Source organism: Phaeovulum vinaykumarii (assembly GCF_900156695.1).
Lineage (GTDB): Bacteria > Pseudomonadota > Alphaproteobacteria > Rhodobacterales > Rhodobacteraceae > Bieblia_A > Bieblia_A vinaykumarii.
The window spans coordinates 12,726-28,188 of sequence record NZ_FTOM01000011.1 but is presented as its reverse complement, the minus strand read 5'-3'; the positions used below and the strand labels follow the sequence as shown (position 1 = coordinate 28,188).

The following is a 15,463-nucleotide window of genomic DNA, read 5'->3' as shown; positions in this document are numbered from 1 at the left end:
GAAGGCCATGATAGAAGAAGCACCGAATGTGGTTACAGAAGACGGACTGCGCGGCCTCCTTAGCGAGGGCTATCTCATCGAGGTGGTCTGTAGAGAAGGGGCCGAAAAACGCCACAACAGCTGGTACGGCGTCTGGGTCATCCGGGCCGTTGCTCCCGACGGGCGTGACGACAAGATGCTCGTCACCAGCCGCAGCGTTCTCAAGCTGCGCGATTTCAAGACGATCGTCGGCCTTGTCAGCTTCCTTGCCGATATGGGTTGCACGACCGCGAGCATCCCGCTCGTCGAAGGGGCTCGCGAGCGTCATGCTGCCCCCGGGCGCGCGGGCGCGCCAGAAACTGGCCCGGTTCTGGTCAAGGACAACTGACCGCGCTTTTGCGCTCGTCGTGCTAATTGGTACAGGCGTTTGTTCCGCGCCCTTGGCCTTAGCCGACGGTTTCATCTTCGAGGTCAGCCCGGATGGTCGGCTGATCGACACGGCAGAAGCGACGCGCCACATGCGCTCGTTCACCGCTGGAAAAGACGCCCAGGAGGGGCCTCTTTCAGATCGTCTCTTTCTATTTGCGGCACCGCAGTCCAGCGGGGATGATGATCGCCTCAGCCTCGTGTCCGCAGCTGCACCCCGTGCGGCCCACGCCGCCCCAAACATCCTTCATGCCATCGAGAGCACGGCGCTGCGCTACGGTAGCCATAGTGCCCTGCGCGAAGCAGGTCTGTCCGTCACCGATTGGGCGCTCTTCTACCGTGCAAATATCGAAGTCGAGAGCGGCTATAATCCGCGGGCGCGCAGCCCGGTCGGGGCCATTGGCCTTGGTCAATTGATGCCCGAGACGGCGCGCGATCTCGGCGTCGACCCCAATGACATCGCCCAGAACCTCGACGGCTCGGCGCGCTACCTTCTGATGCTGCTCGATCAGTTTCGTGACCCTGCGCTGGCTCTCGCTGCCTATAATGCCGGCCCCGATGCGGTCACCCGCCATGGCGGCATTCCCCCCTTCCAAGAAACCCAGGGCCATGTGGCCCGCGTGACAGCCGTGTTCCAGCGGCTGAAAGGAGATTTGTCGTGACGTCCAAACCTTCCCTCATCGTGCTCGGCGCGATGACGCTCATCGTTCTGGCCAGCCCCGCGCTGGCGCAAAGCATCGATCTTTCGCCGGTGCAGACGCTGCTGCAAGGCATCGTCGACGCGATCACCGGCCCCCTGGGTATCGTGATCGGCACGCTTGCCCTGATCGGCGTGTTCCTCTCCTGGCTCTTCGGGATCCTCGATTTCCGCCAGGCGCTTTGGGTCGTGGTCGCGATCGCGGGCATCGCTGCGGCCCCCACCATCGTCGCCGCGATCTGGACGACCTGAGCCAAAGTTCCCGGAGGTCCTGTCATGTCCGACCAGTCCCGCGTGTTCATCGGCCTTCTCAGGCCGCCCAAGCTGATGGGTCTGCCGATCATGTACGCCATGGTCTGGCTCTTTGGCGCGACGCTGCTGTTCCTCTGGATGCAGAGCGGGGTGGTGGCTGTCTTCGCGGGGCTGGCGTGGCCCGCGCTTTGGAAGGCTGCGGATTGGGATCCGAACTTCCTCGATGTTCTGGTGATCACCTTGCAAGAAACCCCACCCACGGCGAACCGCAAATTTCATGGGGGCGACAGCTATGCCCCGTGATGGATGTGTCGATAAGGTGGAAGATGCGCTCGATCCGCTCACGATGATGCCCGCCTGGGTCAAGGGCGAGAAGCGCCTTTCTTCCATGCTGCCCTATGTCAGTCTCGTCACCGACCGCACGATCCGGACGCGCGGCAATGAGCTGATGCAATGCATTCGGCTCGAGGGGGTGAACAGCACCACAAGCGAAGACACCCATCTCGACCGGATCGGCGACCTTTTGGCAGGCATCGTCGCGCAGGTCGGCACGGAGTTTTCCTTTTACCTGCACAAGGTATCGAAAGCGGTCGATGTGACGCTGCCGCCCATCCCGGGCGATGCGTTCGCGGCCGCCGTCGATCAGCGCTGGCGCGCGCATCTTGGGCAGGCGGGTCTGCGCGACAAGACCTTGACACTGACGGTGCTGAAGCGTCCGGAAACCGGCAGTCGTCTGCCTTTCGGCCTGAGGGCGTCGCGCGCACGTCTCGCGGCCGATACCACCCGAGGCTTGCGCAAACTCGACGAGGTGGTGGGGTTTTTGCTGTCGTCCTTCGATGCGCTCAAACCCCGCTTGCTCGCGGCGAGCACCGGTGAACTTTTGGGATTTCTGGGCGCGCTGAACACGGGCGAGGAGCATCCGCTCTTCGCGCGGTCGCGCTTGGGCGTGATCGCTGAGGACGTGGCCAATACCCGCGTCACTTTCCGAGGCACGACGATCGCGCTTTCCGATGGTGCCGTGGGCGACAAGCTCGGCGCAATCTTCGCGGTGAAAAACTATCCCGCCAAGACCGACGCCCTGATGCTCGACGAGTTGAACCTGCCCGTCGACATGGTGGTCACGCATTCCTTCGTTCCGATCAACGCCAACATCATGGCGGGCCGGATCAAGCGGCAGTTGCGGCTGATGCAGGCCGCCAATGACGGGGCGGTCAGCCTTGCGCAGGAGCTGGAACTGGCGCAGGACGATCTGGAATCGAAGCGCCTGATCTTTGGCGAGCACCACATGACGGTGGCCGTCTATGCGCGCACCCAAGCTGCCCTCGACGACATTGCCGCCGAGATCCGCAACATCTCAGCCACCTCGGGCATCAACCTGATCTCGGAAGGTTTTGGGGCGCGGGCGCATTACATGGCGCAGCATCCCGGGAACACCGGCGCGCGTAGCCGCAAGGCGGCGATCACGAACCACAATTTCGCGGATTTTGCCACCTTCCACCGCACGCCGCTCGGCAAGACCGGGCCGGAGGTGCCTTGGGGTGTGCCGATCACGCTCTTTCCGACGCCCGAGCGCAGCGGCTTCCGTTTCAATTTCCATGAACAGGGCGCGCCGGATCGCGAGCCCACGGGGGGCCACACGTTGATCCTCGGCCGTCCCGGCTCGGGAAAATCCGTGCTGGCGGCGTTTCTGATGACGATGGCCCGGCGCGCGGAGGCGCGGATCTTCGTTTTCGACTATCGTGCGGGCATGGAAATGGCCGTCCGCGCGCTCGGGGGCAGCTATTCGACGGTGCGCGCCGGGCGCCCCACGGGGCTCAATCCATTGCAGACGGAGATCGACCCGCGAGGCCAGGCCTGGCTTGCCGACTGGCTTGCGAGCCTTCTCGAGCGCCGCGATCGATCGCTCACCCCGGTGCAGACCAATCGCCTGCAGGAGGTCGTGCGGCAGAACGCGAGCGCTTGCCACGCCGGCCTCCGAAACTGGTCGGATTTCGCCTCGCTTCTGGTCTCGACCGATGACGAAGGCGATCTTTTCGAGCGGATGCAGGAATGGACGGCAGAGGGGCGTTACGGCTGGATCTTCGGCGCGAATGCCGAGGACAGTTTCAGCATCGAAGGGGATGTGGCGGGCTTCGATCTGACCGGCATTCTCGATTCCGAGAGTGAGCGGGAGCGCATGGCGGTCCTCTCTTACCTCTTCCGTCGCGTCGAGCGGGTGATCGAAGACCGCAAGCCCACGATCATTGTGATCGATGAAGCCTGGAAGGCGCTCGACAATGCCTATTTCGCGGAGCGGCTCTCGAACTGGCTGGTGACCGCCCGCAAACAAAACGCCGTCGTCGTGATGATGACGCAATACGCAAGCCAGCTCGAGCGCACGCGCACCGGCAAGACCATCGTGGAAGCCGTGCCGACGCAGGTGCTCCTGCCCAATATCCGTGCCTCGGCGAGCGATTATGCCATGCTCGGCCTGAGCGACAAGGAACTCGACGTGCTTTTGGGCGTCGGTTCCGCCTCTCGTCTTGCACTTGTGCGCGATGATCGGGGCGCGGTGGTGATCGATGCCGATCTGAGCGCGCTTGGCCCCCTCGTGACCATCCTTGGCGGCATGGAAAAAGGCGAGGCCCTGGTTGGCCCTGATTACCGCGACCGCCCCGATTTCTGGAGAGTGACATGACCCCTATCATCACCCGCAGCCTCGCGGTGCTCAGCCTCGGCCTGACGCTTGCGGCTTGCACGCAGCACGAAGCGCCAAAGGCCAATTGCTTCAACTTTCGTCAGACGCAGCCGCAGGCCGGCGAAGCCGCGACCCGGCTCTCGACCAAAGGTGTTGAGGTGGCAGATCGCGGCAAAGCCTGCGAATTCGTGTTGCCGGGGACGGACGACTGAGCGCATGCGGAACTGGCTTCCCCTCTCGATGGTCGGACTTGCGTTGGCAGGCCCCTGCACAGGGCCCGTGGGAGCGCAAGGCGTGCCGACATTCGACCCGCGGCTCTTCGCGGAGCGGCAGGCGATCATTGAGCAGACCGATCAGGATCTGGCGCTGCAGCAGGATCGGCTGACGCGCGAGGAGGAACTCGCGGAGATCGAACGGCAGCAAATCGCTTCGCTCGATGGGGTGCTTGATGCCATGTCGCTTCGATCCGGCGATGTTGCGGGGACCGTGGCCGGGCTGGAGGCGGGGCACGGGGCTCTTGAGGGCGTCGAAAGTGCTGCGGCGAGTCTTTACGCGCCAGAGGACAACAACCCGGCTGCAGCGAGGATGTTCGGCGATGCCCGCGAGGGCGTTGAAGAGTTGATCATCCGCGCGGCGCGCGACACCCATAGCTTGCCCGGTGTCAGCCGGGCGGGTCTCTCGCTCGTGCAATGGCGCTGCCTGTTGCAGGCGCTGATCTGGCAAGAGAGCCGCTTTCAGATCGGGGCGCGCTCGCCCGTGGGCGCCTTCGGACTGACCCAGATCATGCCAGGCACCGCGACCGATCTCGGGATCTACCCGGCCTATTACGACGACCCCTATCTGCAGGTCGCCGGCGGTGCGCGATATCTCGCGCAGATGCTGAACATGTTCGGCGGCAACATCATCCACGCGCTCGCAGCCTATAATGCAGGCCCGGGCAATGTGCAAAACCACGGCGGCGTCCCGCCCTTCGCCGAGACCCAGAATTACGTCGTGGTGATCCCCCAGCAATACAACAGCTACCTCGCGAAAGTCGGCGGCATCGACGCGCTCGGCACCATCGATCCCGTCCTTCTGGCCAATGCGAGCTTCAGCCTCTCAGCCCATGGCGCGGGCGTCTATGGCGATTATTCGCTGGTCTCGGTGCGCGCGGCCGCCTTGCGGGTGAAGGACATCATCACCCGCATCGGCGAGACCAAGGACATCCACGAGGCCGTCGCGCTCAACACCTATGCCCGGGCCGAGCTTGCCCGGCTGGTCGCGATCCGCACCCGGATCAAGGCCGCCCACACCCAGCCGCTCAGCGAGGAACAACTCGCGATGGCCGCCGCCCAGGCCGCCGAGCGGCAGTTCATGGATTTCACCTTGGAGAATTTGCAATGATCAGGCGCTTGTCCCGTTCCCTCGCCACGGGTGTTGCGGCCCTCGCACTGGCCTCCAGCCTCGCGGGACCCGTCACCGCGCAGGGCGTGCCCACGGTCGACACCCAGAACATCGCTCAGGAGATCCGCCAGCTTCAGCAAATGCTGCAGGATTTCGGGATCCAGACCGATCTTCTGGAAAATGCGCTGGCGCAACTCGACATGCTGCAACAGCAGTTTGACCAGCTCAAAGAGATGTATGCCTCGCTGACCGGACCGCGCAGCATCATTGGCCTCGCCATGGGCGGTGATCTCGACAAGCTTCTGCAGGCCAATTTCGAAGACATCCCCGGCCTGATCCGTGGCATTCAGGCAGGCGACTGGTCGAGCCTCATCGGCCCCAATGCAGGGCCGTTGCGGACGCAGATGGAACAGGCGCTGGCGAGCGCCGGGTTCGATCAGGATTCTCTGCGCGAGATCGCCACCAGCGGGAAGCCGGGCGCTGAAGGGGTCGCATCCCGCGCGACGACCGGCGCGGTGATGTCCGCCGCAGCGCAGAACAGCCATGCCGAAGCCGCCCAGTCGCTCGAGCGTGTCGAAAAGCTTGTGGCCAAGATCCCCGACATGAAGGACCTCAAAGAGTCGATGGACCACAATACCCGCGTCACGGCGGAACTCGCCATTGCCATGACAAGGATGTGGGAACTCGAGGCGATCCAGACCCTCGGCGCGGGCAATGCGGGGGTGGTCGATGCCGCCACCATTGCCGAAGAACGCCGCTACATGGACTTCACCTTGCCGGATCTGCAGCCGTGAGCGGGGTAGGGGAGATGAGTGCGCGCGAAATCGTGGAAGAGGAACTTGTCTACGGTGCGCTGCGCCGCGAACAGCAGTGGCGACTGATCGGCCTTGGCGGTGCCGGCTTCGGCGTTTTCGGCTGCCTCGCGGCCGCGGCTATCGCCCTGATGGTCGAGACCCCGCCGCCGGTCGTCGTGCCTTATGACCCAGCGACGGGTCTTGCCCTGCCGAATGCCACCGTCGAAACGGTGCGGCTTTCCGAGCGTCCCGCGATCATCGAGGCGCAGATTTACCGCTACGTGCTTGACCGGGAAGTCTACAATCAACTCGACAACGACCTGCGCGTGCGGCGCGTGCTGTCACAATCCACGGGAGCGGCCGAGGCCAGCATGCGCGCCATGTGGACCTCGGGGCAAGAAAACTACCCGCCCACCCGCTACGGCTCCGCCGCCGAAATGTCTGTCGAGATCGCCTCGATCACGCTGATCGGCGGGAACCGGGCCCAGGTGCGGCTGAGAAAGCGCCTGACCGGCCCGCAGGGCACGCAGGAAGGCCTGTTCAGCGCCACTTTGATGTTCTCTTTCCAACCCGAACGGACCCGCTCGATCGACGACGTCTGGCAAAACCCCTTCGGATTCACCGTCACCCAATATGCCATCCGATCGGATCGTTCCGAATGACCCCTGTTTCCATGCGTTCCACTCTTCCCACCCTTTTGCTTGCCGGTGCTTTGGCGCTCGCGGCGAGTGCAGCCCTTGCCGAGGCCACGCCGCGCGCGGGCTCTCATGACAGCCGCGTTCGGGTCGCGGCTTGGACCGAGGGGCAGGTTTATCGCATCGTCACGACCTTGACGCGCGTGACCACCGTCGAGTTTGGCGAGGGCGAGACCATCCGCTCGATCATCGCGGGCGACACGGTAGGCTTCCAGTTCGACGGTGTCCCCGGCGGGCGCGCCTTCGCGATCAAGCCCGCCGCATCGGGCGTGGCGACCAATATCACCGTCTATACCAACCGCCGCTCCTATTATTTTCATGTCGTCGAGGCGCGGCAGACCCCGCATTATGTCGTGCAGTTCCGCTATCCCGAAACCCGTGCGCAACCCAATCGTGCGGTCGCGGCCGATGCGCCGAACGCAAACTATGCGGTCAGCGCGCGCGAGGCGTTCACGCCGACGGCGATCTGGGATGATGGCACCTTCACCTATTTCCGCTTCGCGCGAAACGCGCCGGTGCCTGCGATCTTCCGCTATGCCAAGGGCGGCGAGCGTGCGGTGAACAGCTCCGCGCTCAAAGATGGCACCATCCGCGTCTCAGGCGTCAATCGTCAATGGGTCCTGCGCCTTGGCGAAGAGGTGGTTTGTGTTCAGGATATGGGCGGGCCCACGTCATGAGCCAGGACACAGAAGACCTCGCAGCGCGCCTTGCCGCGCTTGAAAGCACGACGGAAAAGAAGAAAGGACCCGCCCGACCTTCCCCGCTGGTCGCCCTTCTCGGTGTTGGCGGCATCATGGCTGTGGGGGGGCTCGCTTGGGCAGCCCTGCAGCCGACGCCCGAAGCGCCCCTGCCGACCGCCGCTCCGGAAGAGTTCCAGACCGACGGATCGGGTTTTGGGGACCTCGCGCCCATGCGCGCAACGGAGCCGACGCCCCCGCCAGCTGAGGAGACGGGCCCTTCGGCGTCGGAGCTCGCATTGATGGAGAGCCTTGCGACGCTTCGCGCCGAGCTTGAAGAACTGCGGGCAAGGCCGGTGGAGGCATCGGACAGCGGGGCGGAGCAGGCGATCGCCGATCTCACGGCACGGATCGTGGCGCTGCAAGAATCCTCTACCGAGGCGCAGCGCGCGCTCGAGCGGCAACTGACCGAACGCGACCGGCAACTCGAGCAAATGCGCATGGACCTCGAACTCGCGCGTCTCTCCCCGCCAACCCCCACGGAAATCGGCCCCAGCGAAGAGGAATTACGGCTCGCAGACCTTGAACGCCGCCGCATCGCCGAAGCCGAGGCGCGCGCCGAACGCATCGCCTCCCCGATGATCGCGTTTTCCGGTATGGGGGCAGGAAAGGATGGCGAAAGCACGCTCGAGGCCGCGCGGTTGAACGAGAACGAGGCTTTCGTGCGGGCGGGCGCGAAGCCCGCATCCGTCACGCGGGCCGAAGTGATCGCGAACCCCGGCAATACTGTGGTGCAGGGCACGATGATCCAGGCGGTGACCGAGACGGCCCTCGACAGCACGCTGCCGGGTGCGATCCGCGCCATCGTCTCAGAAGATGTGCATGCCTTCGATGGCACGCGTGTCCTGATCCCGCGCGGTGCGCGGCTTGTGGGGCGGTACCGCTCCGATGTCGCGCTCGCGCAGTCGCGGGTGATGGTGGCCTGGGACAGGATCATCCTGCCTGACAACCAGACCGTGGAAATCAGCGCCTTTGGCGGTGACGCGCTTGGCCGTACCGGCACCACCGGCTTCGTCGACACCCGTTTCGCACAGCGCTTCGGCTCGGCTGCGTTGATTTCGTTGATCGGTGCTTTGCCCGCGGCCGCTGCGGGGCAGATCGACGATGAGACCGCCTCCGATGTTGCGAGCGATGTGGGCACCGACCTGCGCGACAGCACTCAGAGTGTGATGCAGGACTATCTTGCGATCAGCCCGGTGATTCACGTCGGCCAAGGCACGCGGATCACGGTCATGGTCGATCGCGACCTGGAGATTTTCTGATATGGCAGCAAGTTATCTGGAGGCTTCGCTCGATAGGTTGGGCGCGCATATGCGGCGCGACGACACGATCGAAATTTGCATCAACCCCGACGGTCATGTCTGGGGCGAATTCCAAGGTGATCACTTCATGCGGTCGCTCGGGTCTCCGTTGACCCAGACCGAGATCCGAGACCTCGGAAATCAGATCGCCTCGGCCGCGTCTACCACGCTGAGCCCGAAAAAGCCCATCGTCTCGGTCTCTATCCTCTATCGTGATCGCCCGATCCGGGCCCAAGTGATCCAACCGCCGGCCGTGGAAGGCGGTTTTTCTATATCTTTGCGGTTCTTTTCTTCAGTGCCGCTCGGCGCGATCCGGCTCGGGTTCCTCTTTGGAAAGGAACGCAGCCTTGAAGGTCTGCGCCAAGAACGAAACGCCGCGCTGCGCGACGTTGTGGCCTCGGGCGACATTGATGCCGCTCTGTGCTTTTGCGTCGAGAACAAGCTCAACATGATCGTCTCAGGCGGCACCTCGACGGGAAAGACCGTCGCGGCGCGCAAGATCCTATCGCTAATCCCGCCCGTTGAGCGGATCATTACGATCGAGGAGGCGGCCGAGTTGCGCCCGGATCAACCCAACGCTGTGACGCTGATAGCCGATCGCGACGCAGAGGCCCGCAGTGCCGATGTGCTTTTGGCTGCGACACTGCGCATGCGTCCCGACCGGATCGTGCTGGGCGAAGTTCGCGGGCGCGAAGCCATGACCTTCCTGGAGGCGATCAACACCGGGCATGGTGGGTCTCTGACGACGCTGCATGCCGAGACCCCGCAACTTGCCGTCCGTCGCCTCGCCATCGCGGCCCTGAAGACAGATGTGCCGATGACCTATGCCGACATGGTCGATTACATCGAGGGATCCATCGACGTGATCATTCAGGCGGGCCGCCATGACGGCGCACGCGGCATCACCGAGTTCTTCCTGCCGGGACAGGCAAGCCATCGAGATCAGCAAACAGCCGGAAGAGGGGCCAACAATCGCTCTGCCTTCGCGGCCGAATGAACCGAAAGGACATCGCAATGCACAAGACCATCTTCACCGCAATCACCATCATGCTCGCAGCCCCTCTCTCTGCGCAGACCGCCCCCGAGGTGACGAACGATCTTACCGTGACCATGGCGCCCCAGAAATACCGGATTTGCAATGAGCGCCCCGCTCGACCGACCTGGATGGACCAGATCAATCCGCGCGAAGCGTACAAGGCGCTGACGCTGATGCGGCTCTACGAGTTGCGGTCTTGGGAGGCGATCAAGGCGTCTGGCGATTGCGGTTGTGAGGTTCGCTTCCCGCCTTGGGATGCCGCGTCCGCGGAGTACGAGGAAAGGTTTGCAGCGCGCACGCAGGCGGAGCACACCCAAGTTCAACTGGCCCTTCGAGAGGCACAAAACCAGATTGCTCGCGAAGTTCGCGACCTCTGCGAAGCGCAAGGCAATTGGTGATGAGCATTGTCAGTTGGATGGTTGGAACGGCAGATGGCTTCCTTGTCGATGCCGCAGAGTCGCAGTTCGGGGCTGTCGCAAGCAATACCGGCACAATCGTCTTGCTGATGGTGACGCTCTCGTTGATCGGCGTGTGCATCAACATGGCTTTTCAATTCCGCAGCATGGATGGTGCAAGCTTCTTCTGGTACTTTATCAAGCTGACCTTGATAGGCCTCTTCGCCTTCAACTGGGCCAATTTCAACGCCGTTGCGAATGCCGTCATTGGGGGCCTCGATTACATCGCTGGCGCGTTGATCGCATCGGTCGGCGGCGGCGGGGCAGGGGCCGCCTACTTCGCCGCAGAATTCGATAGGCTCATCACGGAGTTCAGCCAGTATCTCAACGCGATCGGCAGCAACTTGAACTGGATGACCGGCGCGATCCTCGGCGGCATCGGCCTTGTCCTCCTCAGCCTGCTCGGCTTCATGACCGGTATCGTCCTCATCTTCTCCAAGATGATGCTCGCTCTGATGCTCGGCATCGCACCGGTTATGATCGCGCTCTCGCTCTTCGAGGCGACAAAGGATTTTTTCCACAGGTGGGTCTCGACGACGATCAGCTACGCCTTCTATCCGATTGTCATCGCCGCCATGTTCTCGACCGTCGTCGGAATGGCAAATTCGCTGCTGTCTCAACTTGGCGACCCGAACTCTGCGACCAGCATCGGCGCGCTTGTGCCGTTCTTCGTGATGGTATTCCTCGCGAAGGGCTTCGTCGCCGCGACGCCGCTGATCGTCCGGGGCATCTCGGGGAACCTGATGGTGGCTGCTGCACCTGCGATTGTCAGCGGTTCCGCAGGCGTGCTGCGGGGGTTGATGAACACCGCAGGTGTCCAAGGCAGGGCTCGGATTGGAGCGCTCTCCACCGGCGAAGCTATTGGACGCGGCGCGGTGCAGGCGCCCGCCGTCATGCGCAGCGCTGCGGCGACGGCAAGCGCGCAGGTGGTCAGGATGGCGGAGAGGGCAAAACGATTGGGTCAGTGAGGTGAAATGCGGCGTCGTGGAGGGCGGAAAGTAGAATTTGCTGCGACGGCAAACTGACTCCATTTTTCTCGCAAAGCAGACATCGGCTTCTAGTGAAAAAACCAATCGCCGGTTTCTCAATTGGTTGCAGGCCCCAAATCTACGGCTGGAGCAATAACATCCCCAAAAACAATAAGCCGTGACCAAATTAGGTCCGCGGCATTTCTCTTTCCTGCCCGAGGGCGATAAAAAGGACGAAGCAGCGCATCGCCTTGACAGTGGCCCCCGCTGGGGCGAGTCTCAGCGTAAACAATCTGGGAATTGGTAGTATGGCCATGGCTGACGGGAGCTTCAGGGTAGAGGTTGCGCACGACCACCTAAGGAAGCTGGCGAATGCCTCGCCGGTACAGGCGGTATGCGAGCTCGTCTGGAACTCCCTCGACGCGGACGCCACTCGAGTGGACGTAGATGTGGACCGCGGCGAGCTCGGGATGCTCTCGGTTTCCGTCAGGGACAACGGCCACGGCTTCACTCACGAGGAGGCGAGGGCGCTCTTCGGCAAGGTGGGCGGCTCGTGGAAGCGACACGGTGCGAAGTCCAAGCGAAAATCCCGCGTTCTGCATGGCAAGGAGGGCAAGGGAAGGCTCAAGGCCCTCGCTCTCGGGCGGGTCGCTGACTGGATCGTTCGGTACAGGGACGAAGCGGGCAACTTGATGGGCTTTAAGATGACCCTCGTCAAGGACGCGCTCGTAGACGTAGAGATATCTGCGCCGGAGCCCGCAGAACCTGCTCTGGGCACGGGTGTGGAAGTCACGATCTCGGAACTGGAGAAGCAATTCAAGTCGCTTGAGGCCGAGCGCGCGGTCCCCGACTTCTCGTCCGTCTTCGCCATCTACCTCAAGAACTACCGGGACGCGGAAATCTTCTTCGACGGCGAGCGTCTGGACCCGGAGGCGAACATCGCCTCGTCGGACACCATCTCTCTCGACCCGATTGAGGCGGACGGAGGGCCACATCATGTGGTCCTCGAGGTCATCCAGTGGAATTCGGCGCCGGAGCGTTCGATCTTTCTTTGCGGAAAGGACGGCTTTCCCTTCGCAAGGATCGCGCCGAAATTCCACACAACGGGTTACGTCTTCTCTGCTTACCTCAAGTCCGCCTACGTGGACCGACTGCAAGAGCGCGGCGCGATCGACCTTGCAGAAATGGACGCTGCCATGGCCGACGCGGTCGACCAGGCCTCCGAGGCAATTCAGGTCCACTTCAAGGAGGCGAGCACTGCTAAGGCACGGTCGGAGATCGAGCGTTGGAAGGAGGAGCGCTCTTACCCCTACGAGGCAGAGCCGACCACGAAGGTTGAGACCGCCGAGCGGCAGGTTTTCGACATCTTAGCGCTCACGGTGAACAAGCACCTCTCCGACTTCTCCCAGCAAAGCGCCAAAGGCCGCGCCTTTCAGATGCGGATGCTCCGGCAGGCCATCGAGCGCGGCCCAGACGAGCTCCAGACGATCCTGACGCAGGTCTTGGACCTGCCCCGGAGCACAATCAACGAGTTCGCCAAGCTGCTCGAAGAAGCTGACCTGGCCAATGTCATCCGCGCGTCCAAGATGGTGGCAGACCGCCTCAGCTTTCTATCTGGCATCGAGCAGTTGCTCTACGAGCCCCAGACCCGCGGTCTGCTCAAGGAGCGTAGTCAGTTGCATCGGATGATAGCCGAAGGCAACACTTGGATTTTCGGTGAAGAGTTTGGTCTCACGGTGGACGACAAGGGGCTTACCGAGGTCCTACGCAAGCATCGGTCAATGATCGGCGACGACACGATCATAGACGCGCCGGTCAAAAGGATCGACGGGAGCGTCGGCGTCGTCGACCTCATGCTCTCGCGTTCCGTTCCGAGAAATCGCCCCGAGGAGCGCGAACATCTCGTCGTCGAGTTGAAGCGACCCTCTGTCGTGATCGGACCTAAGGAACTCACTCAGGTTGAGAGCTACGCCTTCGCCATCGCGAACGACGAGCGCTTCCGAGATCTGGACACCCGTTGGGTGTTCTGGGCAGTGTCGAATGATATCGACGAGCATGCCCGTCGGCGTGCCAGACAGGAAGGCAGTCCGTCTGGGCGCGTGTTCAAGGACGGGCCGATCGAGATTTGGGTGAAGGCGTGGTCAGAGGTCTTGTCTGACGCAAAGGGCCGGATGCGCTTCGTTCAGGATAACCTGAAGTCCAATGTCGACGACGACGCTGCGCTTAACTATCTCAAGAAGACCTATGCAAAGTACCTGGAGGGGATCGCGGATGATGCCGCTCCAGATGCGGCTTCGGCAAGTGTCGACGCTGAGAATGCAAGTGAAGGCTAAACATTCGCTGGGATCTGCCGCGCCGCAGCATCGAGTTCTCTGCCGCAAAGTCCGCCAAGGGCCGAGCGCGCGGATCAGGTCGTCGCCTTCGCAAGGGGGCGGGAAGCCGCCCTTGAGATCGCGGCATGGCAGGCGCAGCAATCAACGTTAGCCGCCATTCGCGTCGCGCCCCGGGGGAGGGGCGAGATGCGCAGGAAGCGGACATCGCTTCTGATCAGCATGTTCCTACCTCGCCAAGTGTTCGCGGGCCATCTCGAATCCACACTGCCCATTGTACGCGCATGCCAGCATTGTCGCTTCAGCCAAGTTTAAGTCTCGGGCACTACGTCGGGCGCCGTATCGCCCTGAACCGACCGCAACATGACCCTCTCGGGCGTCAAGCCAAAGCCCGCCGATTTACCGAAAAAATAGAGCGTATCGCCGGGCTTTGCCCGCTCGGCGATGTTAACCGGCATATGGCACAGGTCGAAGCGGCGCCCGGTCTCGGGGTCGAGCTCAATCACCACCTGCGCCCCGCAGAACTTGAGGCCCGACATCGGCCTCGCGGAAATCACCCGATAAGACCGCGCCTCGGGTTTCGCATCGCCAAAGGCATTGGCAAGGATCGGCAAGCCGCGTTCCGGAAAGACCAGGCAAACAAGCCCGTTCATCGCTATAACAGAAAGCAGAAATGGTCCTTTCGCCCGGAGATGGTCGATCAGCGTCCGGCCCTGCGTTATCGGCCGTGTCGCGATATGCAAACCGAACGGCAGCGACGCCAGAAAAGCGGTCAAAAGGAGATATTCGCGATTGGCTTCAACAATCGTGGGGTCGGGAATGACACGGCCAAACAGGAACGCATAGGGGGAGAACAGGAAGAGCAGTAGGTATGCGATAAGCAGGGCCCGGAACACGCCGCGCAGGACCGGGGGCAGCTGAGGTGGCCCGTGGACGATCTGCGGCTTGGGACGGGGCGGCGGCACCTGGACGCCCTTGGGGTAGGCGAGGCCAGGATAGATGAAGACGAGGCAGAAGAGTATGGCGAAGATCAGCGTCATCGGGAAAAGCGCCCCGCGCGGCAGGACGCCGAACAGCAGAGCTTCCGGTCTCATCAGCACGACGGCATTGCCGAACAGAAGGGTGAGCAGCACCAAGCTTGCGCCGAAACTGATCGGGCCGCGCAGATCGGGCCTTGCGCCAAGCTCGACGAACTGGCGCAACATGCTCGGCATCAAAAACAACAGACAGGTCAGAAAAGCCACAAGCGCCATCGTGCCTACGATCAAAGCCCCGGATGGCTCGTCGTGCAGGACGTGGATGATAGCGGCACGCCCCCCCGCCCATGCGACCCCGAACAGCGCAAGCCCGGTGACCACCGAGACCGACGCGGTGAGGAGGGAAATATACTTTGCGCTACGCATTGAAAAACTCTCACATATCCTCTTATGCGAGCCTTTTCGATGATCTGGGCGAAAGTGTGGCCCAAAGCGTTCAATCATTAACCCCACGCGCAGCTTAAATATCCGGTCGTGGAGCGCGGCAAACGACTGGTCCGCGCCAGAAGTCATATTGCGCGCAGCTTTGCGCTACGCCCCGCACGTGCGTCTGTTCAGGGCCGACCGTACTTCCTGCCGCGGTGCGCTCGAATGGCCGGTTCGGAGCGCGGCACTCAAAAATGCGACCGGCAGCAAAGGGCCGAGTGCGCAGATAGCGCCATCATCCTCGCAAGGGGCGGAAAACGAACTGTCGGC

The 15,463-nt window shown here is 62.7% G+C and carries 16 protein-coding genes; 15 read left to right on the top strand and 1 reads right to left on the bottom strand.

What is annotated here, in order from left to right:
* Window positions 1-7: 7 nt before the first annotated feature.
* From BW949_RS15305 to BW949_RS15235, 15 genes are all read left to right on the top strand, one after another.
* Window positions 8-367, top strand: coding sequence for a hypothetical protein (locus BW949_RS15305; protein ID WP_076367624.1), 360 nt, complete (start codon window positions 8-10; stop codon window positions 365-367).
* Window positions 368-497: 130 nt separating this feature from the next.
* Entirely contained in the window at window positions 498-1,067 is a 570-nt protein-coding gene (locus BW949_RS15300; RefSeq protein ID WP_407947271.1) for a lytic transglycosylase domain-containing protein, read from the top strand.
* Window positions 1,064-1,354, top strand: coding sequence for a TrbC/VirB2 family protein (locus BW949_RS15295; protein ID WP_076367620.1), 291 nt, complete (start codon window positions 1,064-1,066; stop codon window positions 1,352-1,354). The genes BW949_RS15300 and BW949_RS15295 overlap by 4 nt, the downstream gene beginning before the upstream one ends.
* Window positions 1,355-1,378: 24 nt before the next feature.
* The gene (locus BW949_RS15290) at window positions 1,379-1,657 is read left to right on the top strand and encodes a VirB3 family type IV secretion system protein (protein ID WP_076367618.1); all 279 of its coding nucleotides are present in this window, start codon (window positions 1,379-1,381) and stop codon (window positions 1,655-1,657) included.
* Window positions 1,647-4,031 carry a VirB4 family type IV secretion/conjugal transfer ATPase gene (locus BW949_RS15285; RefSeq protein ID WP_076367616.1) on the top strand — a complete coding sequence of 795 codons (2,385 nt, stop codon included), beginning with the start codon at window positions 1,647-1,649 and terminating at the stop codon, window positions 4,029-4,031. The genes BW949_RS15290 and BW949_RS15285 overlap by 11 nt, the downstream gene beginning before the upstream one ends.
* Window positions 4,028-4,243 carry a hypothetical protein gene (locus BW949_RS15280; protein ID WP_076367614.1) on the top strand — a complete coding sequence of 72 codons (216 nt, stop codon included), beginning with the start codon at window positions 4,028-4,030 and terminating at the stop codon, window positions 4,241-4,243. The genes BW949_RS15285 and BW949_RS15280 overlap by 4 nt, the downstream gene beginning before the upstream one ends.
* Window positions 4,244-4,247: 4 nt before the next feature.
* The gene (locus BW949_RS15275; RefSeq protein WP_076367612.1) at window positions 4,248-5,414 is read left to right on the top strand and encodes a lytic transglycosylase domain-containing protein; all 1,167 of its coding nucleotides are present in this window, start codon (window positions 4,248-4,250) and stop codon (window positions 5,412-5,414) included.
* On the top strand, window positions 5,411-6,208 hold the full coding sequence (locus BW949_RS15270) for a type IV secretion system protein (protein WP_076367610.1): 798 nt from the start codon (window positions 5,411-5,413) through the stop codon (window positions 6,206-6,208). Before BW949_RS15275 ends, BW949_RS15270 begins: the two co-directional genes overlap by 4 nt.
* A 14-nt stretch (window positions 6,209-6,222) precedes the next feature.
* Window positions 6,223-6,870 (top strand): VirB8 family type IV secretion system protein, encoded by a 648-nt coding sequence (locus BW949_RS15265; RefSeq protein ID WP_076367608.1) that lies wholly within the window; start codon window positions 6,223-6,225, stop codon window positions 6,868-6,870.
* 11 nt (window positions 6,871-6,881) lie between these two features.
* Window positions 6,882-7,580, top strand: a complete 699-nt coding sequence (locus BW949_RS15260) for a TrbG/VirB9 family P-type conjugative transfer protein (RefSeq protein WP_076367606.1) — start codon at window positions 6,882-6,884, stop codon at window positions 7,578-7,580.
* The gene (locus BW949_RS15255) at window positions 7,577-8,902 is read left to right on the top strand and encodes a TraB/TrbI/VirB10 family type IV secretion system protein (RefSeq protein WP_076367604.1); all 1,326 of its coding nucleotides are present in this window, start codon (window positions 7,577-7,579) and stop codon (window positions 8,900-8,902) included. The genes BW949_RS15260 and BW949_RS15255 overlap by 4 nt, the downstream gene beginning before the upstream one ends.
* A gap of 1 nt (window position 8,903) precedes the next feature.
* Complete coding sequence (locus BW949_RS15250) at window positions 8,904-9,938, top strand: ATPase, T2SS/T4P/T4SS family (RefSeq protein WP_076367602.1); 1,035 nt, start codon at window positions 8,904-8,906, stop codon at window positions 9,936-9,938.
* Window positions 9,939-9,955: 17 nt separating this feature from the next.
* Window positions 9,956-10,375, top strand: coding sequence for a hypothetical protein (locus BW949_RS15245; protein ID WP_076367600.1), 420 nt, complete (start codon window positions 9,956-9,958; stop codon window positions 10,373-10,375).
* Window positions 10,375-11,400: a TrbL/VirB6 family protein gene (locus BW949_RS15240; protein ID WP_076367598.1), complete on the top strand. Its 1,026-nt coding sequence runs from the start codon at window positions 10,375-10,377 to the stop codon at window positions 11,398-11,400. The genes BW949_RS15245 and BW949_RS15240 overlap by 1 nt, the downstream gene beginning before the upstream one ends.
* 308 nt (window positions 11,401-11,708) lie before the next feature.
* On the top strand, window positions 11,709-13,733 hold the full coding sequence (locus BW949_RS15235; protein ID WP_200805148.1) for an ATP-binding protein: 2,025 nt from the start codon (window positions 11,709-11,711) through the stop codon (window positions 13,731-13,733).
* Window positions 13,734-14,041: 308 nt separating this feature from the next.
* Here the strand turns inward: BW949_RS15235 and BW949_RS15230 are convergent, their stop codons facing one another.
* Window positions 14,042-15,280: a hypothetical protein gene (locus tag BW949_RS15230; RefSeq protein ID WP_210187221.1), complete on the bottom strand. Its 1,239-nt coding sequence runs from the start codon at window positions 15,278-15,280 to the stop codon at window positions 14,042-14,044.
* Between the last annotated feature and the right edge of the window lie 183 nt (window positions 15,281-15,463).

Excerpts from the sequence above, each read along its gene's own strand:
- BW949_RS15305 (WP_076367624.1), top strand. The coding sequence starts at position 8 with ATGATAGAAGAAGCACCGAATGTGGTTACAGAAGACGGACTGCGCGGC.
- BW949_RS15300 (WP_407947271.1), top strand. The coding sequence starts at position 498 with ATGCGCTCGTTCACCGCTGGAAAAGACGCCCAGGAGGGGCCTCTTTCA.
- BW949_RS15290 (WP_076367618.1), top strand. The coding sequence starts at position 1,379 with ATGTCCGACCAGTCCCGCGTGTTCATCGGCCTTCTCAGGCCGCCCAAG.
- BW949_RS15285 (WP_076367616.1), top strand. The coding sequence starts at position 1,647 with ATGCCCCGTGATGGATGTGTCGATAAGGTGGAAGATGCGCTCGATCCG.
- BW949_RS15280 (WP_076367614.1), top strand. The coding sequence starts at position 4,028 with ATGACCCCTATCATCACCCGCAGCCTCGCGGTGCTCAGCCTCGGCCTG.
- BW949_RS15275 (WP_076367612.1), top strand. The coding sequence starts at position 4,248 with ATGCGGAACTGGCTTCCCCTCTCGATGGTCGGACTTGCGTTGGCAGGC.
- BW949_RS15270 (WP_076367610.1), top strand. The coding sequence starts at position 5,411 with ATGATCAGGCGCTTGTCCCGTTCCCTCGCCACGGGTGTTGCGGCCCTC.
- BW949_RS15265 (WP_076367608.1), top strand. The coding sequence starts at position 6,223 with ATGAGTGCGCGCGAAATCGTGGAAGAGGAACTTGTCTACGGTGCGCTG.
- BW949_RS15260 (WP_076367606.1), top strand. The coding sequence starts at position 6,882 with ATGCGTTCCACTCTTCCCACCCTTTTGCTTGCCGGTGCTTTGGCGCTC.
- BW949_RS15255 (WP_076367604.1), top strand. The coding sequence starts at position 7,577 with ATGAGCCAGGACACAGAAGACCTCGCAGCGCGCCTTGCCGCGCTTGAA.
- BW949_RS15250 (WP_076367602.1), top strand. The coding sequence starts at position 8,904 with ATGGCAGCAAGTTATCTGGAGGCTTCGCTCGATAGGTTGGGCGCGCAT.
- BW949_RS15245 (WP_076367600.1), top strand. The coding sequence starts at position 9,956 with ATGCACAAGACCATCTTCACCGCAATCACCATCATGCTCGCAGCCCCT.
- BW949_RS15240 (WP_076367598.1), top strand. The coding sequence starts at position 10,375 with ATGAGCATTGTCAGTTGGATGGTTGGAACGGCAGATGGCTTCCTTGTC.
- BW949_RS15235 (WP_200805148.1), top strand. The coding sequence starts at position 11,709 with ATGGCCATGGCTGACGGGAGCTTCAGGGTAGAGGTTGCGCACGACCAC.
- BW949_RS15230 (WP_210187221.1), bottom strand. The coding sequence starts at position 15,280 with ATGACTTCTGGCGCGGACCAGTCGTTTGCCGCGCTCCACGACCGGATA.